Consider the following 17,312-nt stretch of genomic DNA (forward strand, 5'->3'; position numbering starts at 1 on the left):
TATTTAACCAGACGCACACGGGCGTAAAAAAGCGTAAATTATCATCGCCCCGGCTAACGAATTATCGGCGCTGGATTTTCTTATTTGTTTACATCTTCAGCAATCGCGCATAGCAGAGCTGACGCGATGGTGCTGGGCTTCCTTTCAGAAATCCCCTAAAATGCCGCCGCCGTCGCAGATTGGGGCAGAATAATCGCAGCGGTAAAATTGCGCTAATTTTCACCGATAAATCTGACGCAAATTTTTTTTATACTGTTATTCATCAGGTTAATTTTAAATTGACCATTCATTCTCCTCTTATTCTTCTCTCCGGTTAATTTCATTCGGTGTAAAGAGTGATATTCACTTGCCGTTGCGGCTTGACAAGGATTTCATCGGCTCCGTAAACTCGTTTCGTGGTAAAAAGTGGGATAAAGTGGTGAAAACGGGTAACTGAGGGGTAGGGCTGGCATGTTCCGTGGAGCAACGTTAGTCAATCTCGACAGCAAAGGGCGCCTGGCGGTGCCGACGCGTTATCGCGAATTGCTGCTCGCAGAGTCTCAGGGTCAAATGGTTTGCACCATTGACCTCCATCAGCCCTGCCTGCTGCTTTATACCCTGCCCGAATGGGAAATTATTGAAAAAAAACTGGCCCGGTTATCCAGTATGAATCCGAACGAGCGTCGCGTGCAGCGTCTGCTGTTAGGACATGCCAGCGAGTGCCAGATGGATAACGCAGGCCGTTTACTGCTGGCGAATACGTTGCGCCAGCATGCGAGCCTGACCAAAGAAGTGATGCTGGTTGGACAGTTCAACAAGTTTGAGCTGTGGGATGAACAGACCTGGTATCAACAAGTTAAGGACGATATTGACGCAGAACAGTCAGCTCAGGAGCCTTTATCTGAGCGGTTGCAGGACTTGTCGCTATAGCTATGCAGGAAAATTTTAAACACACCACGGTGCTGCTGGATGAGGCGGTTAACGGCCTTAATATCAGGGAAGACGGCATTTATATTGACGGCACCTTTGGTCGCGGCGGTCACTCACGCCTGATCCTGTCGCAGCTTGGCGCGCACGGACAGTTACTGGCGATCGACCGCGATCCGCAAGCCATAGCCGCAGCCGCTGAGATAAAAGATCCACGTTTCTCGATTGTGCACGGGCCGTTTTCAGCGCTGGCTGAGTATGTCGAAGAGCGCGGGCTGACCGGAAAAATCGACGGCGTACTGCTGGATTTGGGCGTCTCTTCGCCTCAGCTGGATGACGCCGAGCGCGGTTTCTCCTTTATGCGCGACGGGCCGCTGGATATGCGTATGGATCCGACGCGCGGTCAGTCGGCAGCCGAGTGGTTGCAGAGCGCGGAAGAGGCAGACATTGCGTTTGTGCTGAAAACCTACGGCGAAGAGCGCTTCGCGAAACGCATCGCCCGTGCCATCGTCGAGCGCAACCGGGAACAGCCGATGACGCGCACCAAAGAGCTGGCCGATCTGATTGCGGCGGCAACGCCGGTAAAAGACAAGTTTAAGCATCCGGCGACGCGCAGCTTCCAGGCGATACGCATCTGGATCAACAGTGAGCTGGAAGAGATCGATATCGCGCTGAAAGGGGCATTAACGGTGCTGGCACCGGGCGGGCGTTTATCCATCATCAGCTTCCACTCGCTGGAGGATCGGCTGGTGAAGCGCTTTATGCGTGACCAGAGCCGCGGACCGCAGGTGCCGGCCGGGATTCCGATGACCGAGAGCCAGCTGAAAGCGCTGGGCGGACGTGAACTGAAAACCCTCGGCAAGCTGATTCCTGGCGAAGCCGAAGTCAAAGACAACCCGCGCGCGCGCAGTTCGGTCCTGCGTATCGCTGAGAGAACCGCATCGTGATTGGCAATGAGCGTCACAGCCTGCCCGGCGTCATTGGTGGCGATCTGCTGCGTTTTGGCAAGATCCCGCTGCTGCTGCTGATCGCCGTGCTGGTTTCTTCGGTGCTGGTGGTGACCACTACGCATAAGACCCGTCTGCTGACGGCGCAGCGTGAGCAGCTGGTACTGGAGCGTGATGCGCTGGATATCGAATGGCGCAACCTGATCCTCGAAGAGAATGCGCTGGGCGATCACAGCCGGGTAGAACGGATAGCAACTGATAAGCTGCAGTTGCAGCATGTTGATCCTTCACAGGAAAATATTGTGGTGCAGAAATAAGGAATCGCAGACCTCAATGAGCGGCGCAGGCAAAACGCTGAAGTTAAGAAAACAGGAAGATAAGGCCAGCTTTGTAAGCTGGCGTTTTGCGTTGCTGTGCGGCTGTATTCTTCTGGCGCTGGGCGGATTGCTGTCGCGCGTGGCGTGGCTGCAGGTCATCAGCCCGGATAAGCTGGTGAAGGAAGGCGATTTACGTTCGCTGCGCGTGCAGGAAGTGCCTACCGCACGCGGCATGATCAGCGATCGCGCCGGACGCCCGCTGGCGGTAAGCGTGCCGGTTAACGCCATCTGGGCCGATCCCAAAGAGCTGACCGAGCACGGCGGCGTCACCGTTGATAGCCGCTGGAAAGCGCTGTCGGATGCGCTGTCGATCCCGCTCGATCAGCTGGCGGCGCGCGTCAACGCCAATCCAAAAGGGCGCTTTATTTACCTCGCCCGTCAGGTTAACCCGGCGATTGGCGAATACGTGAAAAAGCTCAAGCTGCCCGGTATTTACCTGCGTCAGGAGTCGCGCCGCTACTATCCGGCCGGTCAGGTAACTGCCCACCTGATTGGCTTCACCAACATTGACGGCCAGGGCATTGAAGGCATCGAGAAGAGCTTTGATAAATGGCTGACCGGCGAGCCGGGCGAACGTACCGTGCGTAAAGACCGCTACGGGCGGGTGATTGAGGACATCTCCTCGGTTGACAGTCGCGCCGCGCACAACCTGACGCTGAGCATCGACGAGCGCCTGCAGGCGCTGGTGTATCGCGAACTGAACAATGCTGTTGCCTTTAACAAAGCCGAATCGGGCACTGCGGTGCTGGTGGACGTGAACACCGGCGAAGTGCTGGCGATGGCCAACAGCCCGGCTTACAACCCCAATAATCTCAGCAACACGCCGAAAGACGTGATGCGTAACCGCGCTATTACCGACATCTTCGAGCCAGGTTCCACCGTGAAGCCAATGGTGGTGATGACCGCACTGCAGCGCGGCGTGGTGAAAGAGAATAGCGTCCTGAACACCGTGCCGTATCGCGTCAATGGTCATGAGATCAAAGACGTGGCGCGCTACAACGAATTGACCCTTACCGGGGTTCTGCAGAAGTCGAGTAACGTCGGGGTTTCGCGCCTCGCGTTAGCGATGCCCTCCTCAGCGCTGGTAGAAACTTACGCGCGCTTTGGCCTGGGTAAACCGACCAATTTGGGGCTGGTCGGGGAAAGTAGTGGCTTATACCCTCAAAAACAACGGTGGTCTGACATAGAGAGGGCCACCTTCTCTTTCGGCTATGGGCTAATGGTAACGCCGTTACAGTTAGCGCGAGTCTACGCAACCATTGGCAGCTACGGCATCAACCGCCCGCTGTCGATTACCAAAGTTGACCCGCCGGTGGCGGGCGAGCGCGTTTTCCCGGAAGACCTGGTGAAAACCGTGATGCACATGATGGAAAGCGTGGCGCTGCCGGGTGGCGGTGGCGTTAAAGCCGCCATCAAGGGCTATCGCATCGCGATCAAAACCGGTACCGCGAAAAAAGTCGGGCCGGACGGACGCTACGTCAATAAATACATTGCTTACACCGCGGGCGTTGCGCCTGCCAGTCGCCCGCGTTTTGCGCTGGTGGTGGTGATCAACGATCCCCAGGCCGGTAAATATTATGGTGGTGCGGTTTCTGCACCGGTGTTTGGCGCCATCATGGGCGGTGTCCTGCGCACCATGAACATTGAACCGGATGCGCTGCCAACGGTGGATAAAAACGAGTTGGTGAAGAATAAGAGAAGTGAGGAATCAAGTGACAGATCGTAACCTGCGCGACTTGCTGGCCCCGTGGGTGCCTGGCGCGCCGGCGCGTCCACTCCGTGACATGACACTGGACAGCCGCGCTGCGGCTGCTGGCGATCTGTTTATCGCCGTGGCGGGCCATCATGCTGATGGACGTCGATTTATTCCACAGGCCATCGCCCAGGGTGTGGCGGCGGTCATTGCCGAGGCTGAAGGCGAAGCCAGCGATGGTGATATCCGCGAGATGCACGGCGTCCCGGTTATCTATCTGGCTCAGCTGCCGCAGCGCCTTTCCGCGCTGGCCGGGCGTTTCTACCAGCAGCCAGCTGACAAATTAAAGCTGATTGGTGTGACCGGCACTAACGGCAAAACCACCACCACGCAGCTGATTGCGCAGTGGGCCAACCTGCTGGGCGAAACCGGTGCGGTGATGGGCACGGTGGGCAATGGCCTGTACGGTCAGCTGGTGCCGAGTGAAAACACCACCGGTTCGGCGGTGGATGTACAGCATATTCTGCACGACCTGGTCGGGCAGGGCGCCACCGTGGCCGCCATGGAAGTCTCCTCGCATGGTCTGGTGCAGCATCGCGTGGCCGCGCTGCCGTTTGCCGCCGCGGTATTTACCAATCTGAGCCGCGATCACCTTGATTATCACGGTGACATGCAGGGCTACGAATCGGCCAAGTGGCTGCTGTTCTCTGAGCATCAGGTGGGCGAGGCCATCATCAACGCTGATGATGAAGTGGGCCGCCGCTGGCTGGAAAAATTACCGGATGCCGTGGCCGTTACGCTGGGCAACAATCTGCAGCCCGGCTGTCGTGGCCGCTGGCTGCAGGCGACGGCGATCGATTATCACGACGGCGGCGCACACGTGCAGTTCAGTTCGAGCTGGGGCAAAGGCGAGTTTGACAGCCGCCTGATGGGCGCCTTTAACGTCAGCAATCTGCTGCTGGCGCTGGCGACACTGCTGACGCTGGATTATCCGCTCGACACGCTGGTGGCCAGTGCCAGCCAGCTGCAGCCGGTGTGCGGTCGTATGGAAGTGTTCACCGCCGCGCACAAGCCGACGGTGGTGGTGGATTACGCACATACGCCAGACGCGCTGGAAAAAGCGCTGGAAGCGGCCCGGCTGCACTGCAAGGGTCAGCTGTGGTGCGTATTTGGCTGCGGTGGCGACCGTGACAAAGGCAAACGTCCCCTGATGGGCGCGATTGCCGAACAGTTTGCCGATATCGTGGTGATCACCGATGACAACCCGCGGAGCGAAGAGCCGACGGCGATTGTTAACGACATTCTCACCGGCCTGCTCGATCCGGGCCGGGCCCGCGTCATTGCAGGACGAGCGCAGGCGGTCACCCATGCGGTGATGCAGGCCAGCGCCGACGATATCGTGCTGGTGGCCGGTAAAGGCCATGAAGATTATCAAATCATCGGCAATCGCCGCCTTGACTACTCTGACCGCGACACCGTCGCCCGTTTGCTGGGGGTAATGGCATGATTCCGGTTACGCTGAAAACCCTGGCAGAGATTAGCGGTGGGCAACTGCACGGCAGCGATCTCACTATTGCGGATGTCACCACGGATACCCGTAAAGTCACCCCAGGCAGCCTGTTTGTCGCGCTGGTGGGCGAACGTTTCGATGCACACGATTTTGCCGCCGACGCTATCGCCAGTGGCGCTCAGGCGCTGCTGGTGAACCGTCGTTTAGCGGTTGACGTGCCGCAGGTGGTGGTCGCTGACACGCGTATCGCTTTTGGTCAGCTCGGCGCCTGGGTGCGTCAGCAGGCGAAAGCGCGCGTGGTAGGGCTGACCGGCTCCTCCGGTAAAACCTCCGTGAAAGAGATGACTGCGGCGATTCTGCGCCAGTGCGGTGAAACGCTGTATACCGCCGGCAATCTCAACAACGATTACGGCGTGCCGATGACGCTATTGCGTCTTACCCCGCAACACGCGTATGCCGTGATTGAAATGGGCGCGAACCATCAGGGTGAAATCGCTTACACCACCAATCTGGTGCGTCCGGAAACCGCGCTGGTCAACAATCTGGCGGCGGCGCATCTGGAAGGCTTCGGTTCACTGGCGGGCGTGGCAAAAGCCAAAGGCGAAATCTTTGGCGGCTTACCGGTACACGGCACCGCAATCATCAACGCTGACAGCAACGATCTGCCCAACTGGCAGCCGCAGTTCGCAGACAAAACCCTGTGGCGCTTTTCGCCGCAGCCGATGGCAGACGCGGAGTTCCGCGCCAGCGATATCGTACTGCGCGCTGACGCCACGCTGTTTACCCTGCACACGCCGCGCGGCGACATCGCCGTCGAGCTGCCGCTGCCGGGCCGGCACAATATCGCTAATGCGCTGGCTGCTGCCGCGCTGGCGCTGTCGGTTGACGCGCCGTTAACCGCTATCCAGTCTGGCCTTAAAACCTTACAGCCCGTTCCTGGGCGCCTGTTCCCGATTCGCCTCGCCGGTAATCAGCTGCTGCTGGATGACAGCTACAACGCCAACGTCGGTTCGATGACCGCCGCTGCGCAGGTGCTGGGCGATATGCCGGGCTTCCGCGTCATGGTGGTGGGTGACATGGGTGAGCTGGGCGAAGAAGCCGAAGCCTGTCATCGTCAGGTGGGCGAAGCGGCGAAAGCCGCCGGTATTGATTGTGTGCTGAGCACCGGCAGCTTCAGCCATTTGATTAGTGAAAGCAGCGGCCGGGGCGAACATTTCGCCAGTAAAGCTGAACTGACTGAACGTTTACGCACGCTGCTGTCCCAACATGCGGACATCACTATTTTGGTTAAAGGTTCACGTAGTGCCGCCATGGAGCAGGTAGTACAGAGCTTACAGGAGAAAGGAACATGCTAGTCTGGCTGGCCGAACATCTGGTCGCATTTTATTCCGGCTTTAACGTCTTTTCCTATCTGACGTTTCGCGCCATTGTCAGCCTGCTGACCGCTCTGTTCATCTCTTTATGGATGGGCCCGCGCCTGATCGCCTGGCTGCAGAAACTGCAGATTGGCCAGGTGGTACGTAACGATGGTCCGGAGTCGCACTTCAGCAAGCGCGGCACGCCGACCATGGGCGGCATAATGATTCTGACCTCCATCACGGTTTCGGTGCTGATGTGGGCTTATCCGTCCAATCCTTACGTCTGGTGCGTGCTGGTGGTGCTGGTCGGTTTTGGCGTAATTGGCTTTGTTGATGACTATCGCAAAGTGGTGCGTAAAGACACTAAGGGCCTGATCGCGCGCTGGAAATATTTCTGGATGTCGGTGATTTCGCTCGGCGTGGCGTTCGCGCTGTTCATCGCCGGTAAAGATACGCCTGCCACACAGCTGGTGGTGCCGTTCTTCAAAGATGTTATGCCGCAGCTCGGCCTGTTCTACGTGGTGCTGGCCTACTTTGTGATTGTCGGAACCGGTAATGCGGTAAACCTGACAGACGGTCTGGATGGTCTGGCCATCATGCCAACGGTGTTTGTCGCGGCGGGATTTGCACTGGTGGCCTGGGCGACCGGTAACGTGAAATTTGCCGAGTATCTGCACATTCCGTATCTGCGTCACGCCGGTGAGCTGGTGATTGTCTGTACCGCGATTGTCGGGGCCGGTCTCGGCTTCCTGTGGTTCAACACCTATCCGGCGCAGGTCTTTATGGGCGACGTGGGTTCGCTGGCGCTGGGTGGCGCACTGGGTACGCTGGCAGTGCTGCTGCGTCAGGAATTTTTGCTGGTGATCATGGGCGGCGTATTTGTGGTCGAGACGCTGTCGGTGATTCTGCAGGTGGGTTCGTTCAAGCTGCGCGGTCAGCGTATTTTCCGCATGGCACCGATTCACCACCACTATGAACTGAAAGGCTGGCCGGAGCCGCGCGTGATCGTGCGCTTCTGGATTATTTCGCTGATGCTGGTGCTGATTGGCCTGGCAACGCTCAAGGTACGTTAATCATGGCTGACTATCGGGGCAGAAAAGTCGTCATCATTGGATTAGGCATCACCGGCCTGTCCTGTGTTGATTTCTTCCTCGCGCAGGGCGTAACGCCCCGCGTGATGGATACCCGTGTGTCACCGCCGGGGCTGGACAAACTGCCAGAGCAGGTGGAGCGCCACGTTGGCGGTATCAACAGCGACTGGCTGCTGGCATGCGATCTGATCATCGCCAGCCCGGGCATCGCGCTGGCGCACCCGGCGCTGAGCGAAGCGGCCGACGCCGGCATTGAAATTGTCGGCGATATCGAACTGTTCTGCCGTGAAGCGCAGGCGCCGATTGTGGCGATCACCGGTTCCAATGGCAAAAGTACCGTCACCACGCTGGTGGGCGAAATGGCGCGCGCCGCGGGCTGGCAGGTGGGCGTAGGCGGCAACATTGGGCTGCCAGCGCTGACGCTGCTCAAATCGCCGGCGCAGCTGTATGTGCTGGAGCTTTCCAGCTTCCAGCTGGAAACCACCCACAGCCTGAAAGCGGCGGCGGCAACCATCCTCAACGTCACTGAGGATCATATGGATCGCTATCCGCTCGGCATGCAGCAGTACCGCGCCGCTAAATTACGCATCTATGAAAACGCGGATATCTGCGTGGTGAATGCCGACGATGGCATGACCATGCCGGTGCGCGGTGCCGATCGCCGCTGCGTCAGCTTTGGCATCGACGTTGGCGATTATCACCTCAACCAGCAGCAGGGCAGTACCTGGCTGCGGGTGAAGGGCGAGAAAGTCCTTAATACCGACGAGATGAAGCTGGTCGGGCAGCACAATTACACCAATGCGCTTGCCGCGCTGGCGCTGGCCGATGCGGTGAATATCCCGCGCGCCTCCAGCCTGAAAGCGTTAACCACCTACAGCGGCCTGCCGCATCGCTTCCAGCTGGTGCACGAAGCGCATGGCGTGCGCTGGATTAATGATTCGAAAGCCACCAACGTGGGCAGCACCGAAGCCGCGCTTAACGGCCTGCAGGTGAAAGGTACGCTGTGGCTGCTGCTGGGTGGCGATGGCAAAGGGGCGGACTTTACGCCGCTGGCGCGCTATCTGCAGGGCGACAACGTGCGGCTGTTCTGCTTTGGCCGCGACGGCGATGCGCTGGCCGCGCTGCGTCCGGCAGTGGCGACGCGCACCGACACGCTCGAACAGGCGATGACGCAGATTGCCGCGCAGGTGCAGGCGGGCGACCTGGTGCTGCTGTCACCGGCGTGCGCCAGCCTCGACCAGTTCCGTAATTTTGAACAGCGCGGCGATCGCTTCGCGCAACTGGCGAAGGAGCTGAGCTGATGCGTATTCCCGGAGCCAGTATCGCCAGTTTTATTTCGCTGCGCCTGCGTGATTGGGTGATGGGCGCGCGCGACAACGACGACGCGCCGGTGGTGCTGTATGACCGCACGCTGCTGTGGCTGACATTTGGCCTGGCGATTATCGGTTTTGTCATGGTCACCTCGGCGTCGATGCCGGTTGGACAGCGTCTTAACGACGATCCGTTCTACTTTGCCAAGCGAGATGCCTTTTATATCGCACTGGCGCTGGGGATGGCGTTAGTGACGCTGCGCGTACCGATGGATTTCTGGCAGCGCTACAGCAACGCGATGCTGATGGCCTCGGTGGCGATGCTGCTGATCGTACTGGTGGTCGGTAGCTCGGTTAACGGCGCATCGCGCTGGATCGCGCTCGGGCCGCTGCGTATTCAGCCAGCGGAGTTATCCAAGCTGTCGCTGTTCTGCTATCTCGCCAGTTATCTGGTGCGCAAAGTGGAAGAGGTGCGTAACAACTTCTGGGGCTTCTGTAAGCCGATGGGCGTGATGGTGGTGCTGGCGGTGCTGCTGCTGGCCCAGCCAGACCTCGGCACCGTGGTAGTGCTGTTTGTTACCACGCTGGCGATGCTGTTCCTGGCGGGCGCCAAACTGTGGCAGTTCCTGGCGATTATCGGCTCCGGCATTTTCGCCGTGGTGCTGCTGATTATCGCGGAACCTTACCGTATGCGCCGCGTAACCTCCTTCTGGAACCCGTGGGAAGATCCGTTCGGCAGCGGCTACCAGCTGACTCAGTCGCTGATGGCGTTTGGCCGCGGTGAGTTCTGGGGGCAGGGCCTGGGCAACTCGGTGCAGAAACTGGAGTATCTGCCGGAAGCGCACACCGACTTTATCTTCTCAATTATCGGTGAAGAGTTGGGTTATGTCGGTGTGGTTTTGGCGCTGTTGATGGTATTCTTCGTCGCTTTTCGCGCAATGTCGATTGGCCGTCGCGCGCTGGAGATCGACCAGCGTTTTTCCGGCTTCCTCGCCTGTTCCATTGGCGTGTGGTTTAGCTTCCAGGCGCTGGTTAATGTTGGTGCGGCGGCGGGTATGCTGCCGACCAAGGGCCTGACGCTGCCGCTGATCAGTTACGGTGGATCGAGTCTGATCATTATGTCGACCGCCATCGTGTTTTTATTGCGCATAGATTATGAAACACGTCTGGCAAAAGCCCAGGCGTTTACCCGAGGTGCCCGATGAGTGGTAAACGGCTGATGGTCATGGCAGGGGGTACCGGCGGACATGTGTTCCCCGGACTGGCCGTGGCGCATCATCTGATCGAACAAGGCTGGCAGGTGCGCTGGCTGGGAACGGCAGACCGGATGGAAGCCGATCTGGTGCCAAAGCATGGCATCGACATCGACTTCATCCGCATCAGCGGATTGCGCGGTAAAGGCGTAAAGGCCCTGCTGCTGGCACCGGTGCGCATCTTCAATGCGTGGCGCCAGGCGCGCCGCATCATGAAAAACTGGCAGCCGGATGTGGTGCTGGGCATGGGCGGTTATGTTTCCGGTCCGGGCGGCCTTGCGGCGTGGAGTTGCGGCATCCCGGTGGTGCTGCACGAGCAGAACGGCATTGCCGGGCTGACCAATAAGTGGCTGGCGAAAATCGCCACCACAGTGATGCAGGCCTTTCCGGGCGCGTTCCCCACTGCCGAGGTGGTGGGCAACCCGGTGCGTAATGATGTGCTGGCGCTGCCGCTTCCGGCGCAGCGTCTGGCACACCGCAGCGGGCCGATTCGCGTGCTGGTGATTGGCGGTAGTCAGGGCGCGCGCATCCTCAATCAGATCGTGCCGCAGGTCGCCGCTGAACTGGGTGACGCCATCACGTTGTGGCATCAGACCGGCAAAGGCGCACGGGAGACCGTGCAGCAGGCGTATCAGGCCGCTGGCCAGTCGCAGCACAAGGTCACCGAGTTCATCGATGACATGGCGCAAGCCTATGCGTGGGCCGATGTGGTGGTGTGCCGCTCCGGCGCGCTGACCGTCAGTGAAGTGGCGGCGGCGGGTTTACCGGCGATTTTCGTGCCGTTCCAGCACAAAGATCGTCAGCAGTACTGGAATGCGCTGCCGCTGGAAAAAGCCGGCGCGGCCAAAATTTTCGAGCAGCCGCAGTTTACTGCTGCGGCCGTCGCAGACACGCTGCGCCACTGGGATCGCGCCACGCTGCTGGCGATGGCGGAAAAAGCCCGCCAGGTGGCGATTCCTGATGCGACCGAACGGGTGGCACAAGAGGTTGCGCGCGTCGCGAAGTAAGTTAACCGGTCAGTTTGACTGGCCCGCATCTGAATGCAGGTGCAAACGGGAAAACAGGTAACAGAGACAGATGAATACACAACAATTGGCAAAACTGCGTTCTATTGTGCCCGAGATGCGTCGCGTCCGGCACATCCACTTTGTCGGCATCGGCGGTGCCGGCATGGGCGGTATTGCCGAGGTGTTGGCGAACGAAGGCTATCACATTAGCGGCTCCGATCTGGCGCCCAATCCGGTTACGCAGCATCTGGCCTCGCTGGGCGCGACCATTTACTTCAACCATCGCCCGGAAAATGTTACCGACGCCAGCGTCGTCGTGGTTTCCACCGCCGTGGCGCAGGACAACCCGGAACTGGTGGCGGCGCGTGAGCAGCGTATCCCGGTGATCCGCCGGGCGGAGATGCTGGCTGAGCTGATGCGTTTCCGTCACGGCATCGCGATTGCCGGCACGCACGGCAAAACCACCACCACCGCGATGGTGACCAGTATTTATGCGGAAGGCGGCCTCGATCCGACGTTCGTCAATGGCGGTCTGGTTAAAGCGGCGGGTACGCACGCGCGCCTCGGCAGCAGCCGTTATCTGATTGCAGAAGCGGACGAAAGCGACGCCTCTTTCCTGCATCTGCAACCGATGGTGGCGATTGTCACCAACATCGAAGCGGATCACATGGATACTTATCAGGGCGATTTTGAGAACCTGAAGCAGACGTTTATTAACTTCCTGCACAACCTGCCGTTCTACGGGCGCGCGGTGATGTGCGTGGACGATGTGGTGATTCGCGACCTGATTCCGCGCGTGGGCCGTCAGGTCACCACCTATGGTTTCAGCGACGATGCGGATGTGCGGGTCGAAAACTACGAACAGCGCGGCGCGCAGGGCCACTTCACCCTGATTCGTCAGGACAAGCCGGTGCTGCACGTGACGCTGAATGCGCCGGGTCGCCATAACGCGCTGAATGCCGCGGCAGCCGTAGCGGTTGCCAGCGAAGAGGGCATTGACGACAACGCTATTCTGGCGGCGCTGGAGAGTTTCCAGGGCACCGGTCGACGTTTCGACGTGCTGGGCGAGTTTGACACTGCAGCCGTTAACGGTAAGCCAGGCAGCGCGATGCTGGTCGACGATTATGGCCATCATCCGACCGAAGTGGATGTCACCATCAAAGCGGCGCGCGCCGGCTGGCCAGAGAAAAAGCTGGTGATGGTATTTCAGCCGCATCGCTATACGCGCACCCGCGACCTGTTCGATGATTTCGCCAATGTGCTGTCACAGGTGGATGTGTTACTGATGCTGGATGTCTACCCGGCGGGCGAAGCCGCTATTCCGGGCGCGGACAGCCGTTCACTGTGCCGTGCCATCCGCAATCGCGGCAAGGTCGATCCGATTCTGGTCTCCGAGCACGAAGCGCTGCCGGATGCGCTGGCACCGCTGCTGTCCGGCGACGATCTGGTGATTGTGCAGGGCGCCGGCAACATCGGCAAAATTGCCCGCAAGCTGGCTGAGATTCAGCTGCAGCCGGCTCTGAACACGGAGGCGCGCCATGGCTGAGAAAGTCGCGGTATTGATGGGCGGTACCTCCGCCGAGCGTGAGGTGTCACTGATGTCCGGCAGCGCGGTGCTGGCAGGACTGCGTGAGATGGGCATTGATGCGCACGGTGTCGACACCCGTGACGTCTCAGTGCTGGACCTCCGGCAGCAGGGCTTTGCCAAAGCGTTTATCGCGCTGCACGGTCGCGGTGGCGAAGATGGCACGCTGCAGGCGCTGCTGGAGTTTCTGCAACTGCCCTACACCGGCAGCGGCGTCATGGCGTCGGCCATCACCATGGATAAACTGCGCAGCAAACTGCTGTGGCAGGGCAGGGGATTGCCGGCGGGCAAATTTGTCTGGCTGACGCGCCAGCAGTATGAGCAGGGGCTGGATGCTGCAGCGCAGGCGTCGATTGCCGCGCTCGGACTGCCGCTGTTTGTGAAGCCAAGCTGTGAAGGTTCCAGCGTTGGCATCAGCCGCGTGAACCAGGCGGAGGCGCTGCCAGCCGCGCTGCAGGAGGCGTTTCGCCATGATGATGACGTGCTGGTGGAAGCTTTTCTCAGCGGTGCCGAATACACCGTGGGCATCGTCGGCGACGAAATTCTGCCGTCAATCAGAATTCAGACCGCCAGCGAGTTCTATGACTATGAAGCAAAATACATTTCTGACGATACTCAATACTTCTGCCCGAGCGGCCTGAGTGCGGAGAAAGAGGCGGAACTGCAGACATTAGTGCTCGCCGCATGGCGCGCGTTAGGCTGCAGCGGCTGGGGACGGGTTGATGTGATGGTCGACGGTGACGGCAATTTCCAGCTGCTGGAAGTTAACACCTCGCCTGGCATGACCAGCCACAGCCTGGTGCCGATGGCGGCGAAGCAGGCGGGATACAGCTTCCCGCAACTGGTGGCGCGCATTCTGGAGCTGGCTGACTGATATGTCTCAGGCGGCACTGCGCGTTAGAAATCGCGAACCTCAGGAGCGTGCGCGCTCCGGACGGAGCAACGGAGCACGGCTGTTTGGCATCGTGTTCCTGCTGCTGGTGATGGGCATCATGGTGGCTGGCGGCCTCGTGGTGCTGAAGTGGATGAATGATGCGTCGCGTCTGCCGCTGTCGAAGCTGGTGGTGACGGGCGAAACCCACTACACCACGCACGATGATATTCGTCAGGCGATTTTATCGCTCGGCGCGCCGGGAACGTTCATGTCGCAGAACGTGGATATTATCCAGCAGCAGATCGAGCGTTTACCGTGGATTAAACAGGTTAGCGTGCGCAAGCAGTGGCCTGATGAGCTGAAGATAAACCTGGTGGAGTATGTCCCGGTGGCACGCTGGAATGACTCGCACATGGTGGACGCCGATGGCGTCTCCTTCAGCGTCCCGGCCAGCCACATCGGCAAAGAGACGTTGCCGATGCTGTATGGTCCGGAAGGCAGTGAGAAAGAGGTATTGGCCGGCTATCACACCATGAGTGATGTGCTGCGGGCCAGTAAGTTTACCCTGAAGGTCGCGTCGATGACGGCGCGGCGCTCGTGGCAGCTGGTGACCAGCGACGATGTGCGCATCGAACTGGGGCGCAGCGACACCATGAAGCGTCTGAACCGTTTTATTGAGCTCTATCCGGAGTTGCAGCAGCAGGGCCAGAGTCAGAACCAGCGCATCAGCTATGTTGATCTACGCTATGACTCCGGCGCCGCAGTAGGCTGGGCACCGGCACCGATTGAGCCACAGGACAGTAATCAGCAACAAAACCAGGCACAGGCTAAACCACAATGATCAAGGCAACGGACAGAAAACTGGTAGTAGGACTTGAAATCGGCACTGCGAAGGTCGCCGCCCTGGTTGGGGAAATTCTGCCCGATGGTATGGTCAACATTATTGGCGTCGGCAGCTGCCCGTCCCGCGGTATGGACAAAGGCGGCGTGAACGATCTGGAGTCGGTGGTGAAGTGCGTTCAGCGCGCCATCGACCAGGCGGAATTGATGGCAGACTGCCAGATTTCGTCGGTATACCTTGCTTTATCGGGCAAACATATTAGTTGTCAGAACGAAATCGGGATGGTTCCGATTTCCGAAGAGGAAGTCACTCAGGATGATGTGGAAAACGTGGTGCATACGGCGAAATCCGTTCGCGTGCGCGACGAACATCGTATTCTGCATGTGATTCCACAGGAATACGCCATCGATTATCAGGAAGGCATCAAAAATCCGGTTGGCCTTTCCGGCGTGCGCATGCAGGCCAAGGTGCATCTCATCACCTGCCACAACGATATGGCAAAAAATATCGTGAAAGCCGTTGAACGTTGTGGCCTGAAAGTTGACCAACTGATTTTTGCCGGACTGGCATCCAGTTTTTCGGTGCTGACCGAAGATGAACGTGAGCTGGGAGTCTGTGTTGTTGACATCGGTGGCGGTACAATGGATATCGCGGTGTACACCGGCGGCGCGCTGCGTCATACCAAAGTGATTCCCTATGCCGGGAACGTGGTGACCAGCGACATCGCCTATGCCTTTGGCACACCGCCAACCGACGCCGAAGCGATTAAAGTGCGTCATGGTTGTGCGCTGGGTTCGATTGTCGGCAAAGACGAAAACGTCGAGGTGCCGAGCGTGGGTGGACGTCCGCCGCGCAGCCTGCAGCGCCAGACGCTGGCAGAAGTGATTGAGCCGCGTTACACCGAACTGCTGAATCTGGTGAACGACGAGATTCTGCAACTGCAGGAGCAACTGCGCCAGCAGGGCGTGAAGCATCATCTGGCAGCCGGTATTGTGCTGACCGGCGGTGCGGCGCAGATTGAAGGTCTGGCGGCCTGTGCACAGCGGGTGTTCCACACCCAGGTGCGCATCGGTCAGCCGCTTAACATCACCGGCCTGACGGATTATGCGCAGGAGCCGTACTACTCGACGGCGGTTGGCCTGCTGCATTACGGCAAAGAGTCACACATGAACGGTGATGCAGAAACGGAAAAACGTGCTTCAGTGGGCAATTGGTTTAAACGCATCAACAGCTGGCTGAAGAAAGAGTTTTAATTTTTTGAAAAAGGAGATCATCAGGCAATGTTTATGATCTCCAGGCGACAGGCACATAACGGAGAGAAATCATGTTTGAACCTATGGAATTAACCAATGACGCGGTGATTAAAGTCATCGGCGTCGGCGGTGGCGGTGGCAACGCCGTAGAGCACATGGTACGCGAGCGTATCGAAGGTGTGGAATTCTTCGCTGTGAATACCGACGCACAGGCGTTGCGTAAAACGGCGGTCGGCCAGACGATTCAGATCGGGACCAATATCACCAAAGGTCTCGGTGCGGGTGCTAACCCGGAAGTCGGTCGTACCTCGGCGGAAGAGGATCGCGAAGCACTGCGTTCTGCGCTGGAAGGGGCAGACATGGTGTTTATCGCCGCGGGCATGGGTGGCGGTACCGGTACCGGTGCAGCTCCTGTGGTGGCTGAAGTAGCCAAAGATTTAGGTATCCTGACGGTTGCGGTGGTGACGAAGCCCTTCAACTTCGAAGGGAAAAAACGCATGGCGTTTGCTGAGCAGGGTATCGCTGAGCTGTCCAAGCATGTTGATTCACTGATCACCATTCCTAACGACAAGCTGCTGAAAGTGCTGGGCCGTGGTATCTCTCTGCTGGATGCCTTCGGTGCGGCTAACGACGTGCTGAAAGGTGCGGTGCAGGGTATCGCAGAACTGATTACCCGTCCGGGTCTGATGAACGTCGACTTCGCCGACGTGCGTACCGTGATGTCAGAAATGGGTTACGCGATGATGGGTTCAGGCGTTGCCTGTGGTGAAGACCGTGCTGAAGAAGCGGCCGAAATGGCGATCTCCAGCCCGCTGCTGGAAGATATCGATCTGTCGGGTGCGCGTGGCGTGCTGGTCAACATCACGGCGGGCTTCGACCTGCGCCTGGATGAGTTCGAAACCGTGGGTAACACCATCCGCGCCTTCGCCTCGGACAACGCGACCGTGGTTATCGGTACCTCGCTGGATCCAGAGATGAACGACGAGCTGCGCGTCACCGTGGTGGCGACCGGTATCGGCATGGACAAGCGTCCGGAAATCACTCTGGTGACTAACAAGCCTGCGACTCAGCCGGTCATGGATCATCGCTACCAGCAGCACGGCATGGCGCCGCTGCCGCAGGAGCAGAAACCGGCCGCGAAAGTGGTGAATGACCAGCCAGCGTCATCCAGCAAAGAGCCTGACTATCTTGATATTCCAGCCTTCCTGCGTAAACAGGCAGACTAAGAATATCCTGAGAATTGGGATTCTCCGCTCTTTGTGCTAAAGTATTCGCCCGCCGGTAATTTATACTGGCGGTCGGATGGG

Annotated in this window: 15 protein-coding genes; all 15 read left to right on the forward strand. The window is 58.9% G+C overall.

Annotated features, from left to right (window positions below; translation table 11 throughout):
- Positions 1 to 450 precede the first annotated feature (450 nt).
- Positions 451 to 909, forward strand: coding sequence for a division/cell wall cluster transcriptional repressor MraZ (gene mraZ / locus C1Y43_RS09935; RefSeq protein WP_021507569.1), 459 nt, complete (start codon positions 451 to 453; stop codon positions 907 to 909).
- Between the two features lie 2 nt (positions 910 to 911).
- Complete coding sequence (gene rsmH, locus C1Y43_RS09940) at positions 912 to 1,853, forward strand: 16S rRNA (cytosine(1402)-N(4))-methyltransferase RsmH (RefSeq protein ID WP_021507568.1); 942 nt, start codon at positions 912 to 914, stop codon at positions 1,851 to 1,853.
- Positions 1,850 to 2,170, forward strand: coding sequence for a cell division protein FtsL (ftsL, locus tag C1Y43_RS09945; protein ID WP_021507567.1), 321 nt, complete (start codon positions 1,850 to 1,852; stop codon positions 2,168 to 2,170). Before rsmH ends, ftsL begins: the two co-directional genes overlap by 4 nt.
- Before the next feature lie 16 nt (positions 2,171 to 2,186).
- On the forward strand, positions 2,187 to 3,956 hold the full coding sequence (locus C1Y43_RS09950) for a peptidoglycan glycosyltransferase FtsI (RefSeq protein WP_021507566.1): 1,770 nt from the start codon (positions 2,187 to 2,189) through the stop codon (positions 3,954 to 3,956).
- Positions 3,943 to 5,430 carry a UDP-N-acetylmuramoyl-L-alanyl-D-glutamate--2,6-diaminopimelate ligase gene (gene murE / locus C1Y43_RS09955; RefSeq protein WP_104188109.1) on the forward strand — a complete coding sequence of 496 codons (1,488 nt, stop codon included), beginning with the start codon at positions 3,943 to 3,945 and terminating at the stop codon, positions 5,428 to 5,430. The genes C1Y43_RS09950 and murE overlap by 14 nt, the downstream gene beginning before the upstream one ends.
- Positions 5,427 to 6,788 (forward strand): UDP-N-acetylmuramoyl-tripeptide--D-alanyl-D-alanine ligase, encoded by a 1,362-nt coding sequence (gene murF / locus C1Y43_RS09960; protein ID WP_104188111.1) that lies wholly within the window; start codon positions 5,427 to 5,429, stop codon positions 6,786 to 6,788. Before murE ends, murF begins: the two co-directional genes overlap by 4 nt.
- Positions 6,782 to 7,864, forward strand: coding sequence for a phospho-N-acetylmuramoyl-pentapeptide-transferase (gene mraY, locus C1Y43_RS09965; protein ID WP_021507563.1), 1,083 nt, complete (start codon positions 6,782 to 6,784; stop codon positions 7,862 to 7,864). Before murF ends, mraY begins: the two co-directional genes overlap by 7 nt.
- A gap of 2 nt (positions 7,865 to 7,866) precedes the next feature.
- A complete protein-coding gene (murD, locus tag C1Y43_RS09970; RefSeq protein WP_058770622.1) occupies positions 7,867 to 9,183 on the forward strand; it encodes a UDP-N-acetylmuramoyl-L-alanine--D-glutamate ligase in 1,317 nt (438 codons plus the stop codon).
- Positions 9,183 to 10,397: a cell division protein FtsW gene (gene ftsW, locus C1Y43_RS09975; RefSeq protein WP_021507561.1), complete on the forward strand. Its 1,215-nt coding sequence runs from the start codon at positions 9,183 to 9,185 to the stop codon at positions 10,395 to 10,397. Before murD ends, ftsW begins: the two co-directional genes overlap by 1 nt.
- A complete protein-coding gene (murG, locus tag C1Y43_RS09980) occupies positions 10,394 to 11,452 on the forward strand; it encodes an undecaprenyldiphospho-muramoylpentapeptide beta-N-acetylglucosaminyltransferase (RefSeq protein WP_104188112.1) in 1,059 nt (352 codons plus the stop codon). Before ftsW ends, murG begins: the two co-directional genes overlap by 4 nt.
- A 70-nt stretch (positions 11,453 to 11,522) precedes the next feature.
- A complete protein-coding gene (gene murC, locus C1Y43_RS09985) occupies positions 11,523 to 12,998 on the forward strand; it encodes a UDP-N-acetylmuramate--L-alanine ligase (RefSeq protein WP_031279704.1) in 1,476 nt (491 codons plus the stop codon).
- Positions 12,991 to 13,911 (forward strand): D-alanine--D-alanine ligase, encoded by a 921-nt coding sequence (locus tag C1Y43_RS09990; RefSeq protein WP_104188113.1) that lies wholly within the window; start codon positions 12,991 to 12,993, stop codon positions 13,909 to 13,911. Before murC ends, C1Y43_RS09990 begins: the two co-directional genes overlap by 8 nt.
- Position 13,912: 1 nt before the next feature.
- The gene (gene ftsQ, locus C1Y43_RS09995) at positions 13,913 to 14,752 is read left to right on the forward strand and encodes a cell division protein FtsQ (protein ID WP_021507557.1); all 840 of its coding nucleotides are present in this window, start codon (positions 13,913 to 13,915) and stop codon (positions 14,750 to 14,752) included.
- The gene (ftsA, locus tag C1Y43_RS10000) at positions 14,749 to 16,005 is read left to right on the forward strand and encodes a cell division protein FtsA (protein ID WP_013507861.1); all 1,257 of its coding nucleotides are present in this window, start codon (positions 14,749 to 14,751) and stop codon (positions 16,003 to 16,005) included. The genes ftsQ and ftsA overlap by 4 nt, the downstream gene beginning before the upstream one ends.
- A gap of 71 nt (positions 16,006 to 16,076) precedes the next feature.
- Positions 16,077 to 17,231: a cell division protein FtsZ gene (gene ftsZ / locus C1Y43_RS10005; RefSeq protein ID WP_021507556.1), complete on the forward strand. Its 1,155-nt coding sequence runs from the start codon at positions 16,077 to 16,079 to the stop codon at positions 17,229 to 17,231.
- The last annotated feature ends 81 nt before the right edge of the window (positions 17,232 to 17,312 follow it).

It is taken from the genome of Pantoea sp. ICBG 828 (assembly GCF_002928355.1).
Lineage (GTDB): Bacteria > Pseudomonadota > Gammaproteobacteria > Enterobacterales > Enterobacteriaceae > Pantoea > Pantoea dispersa.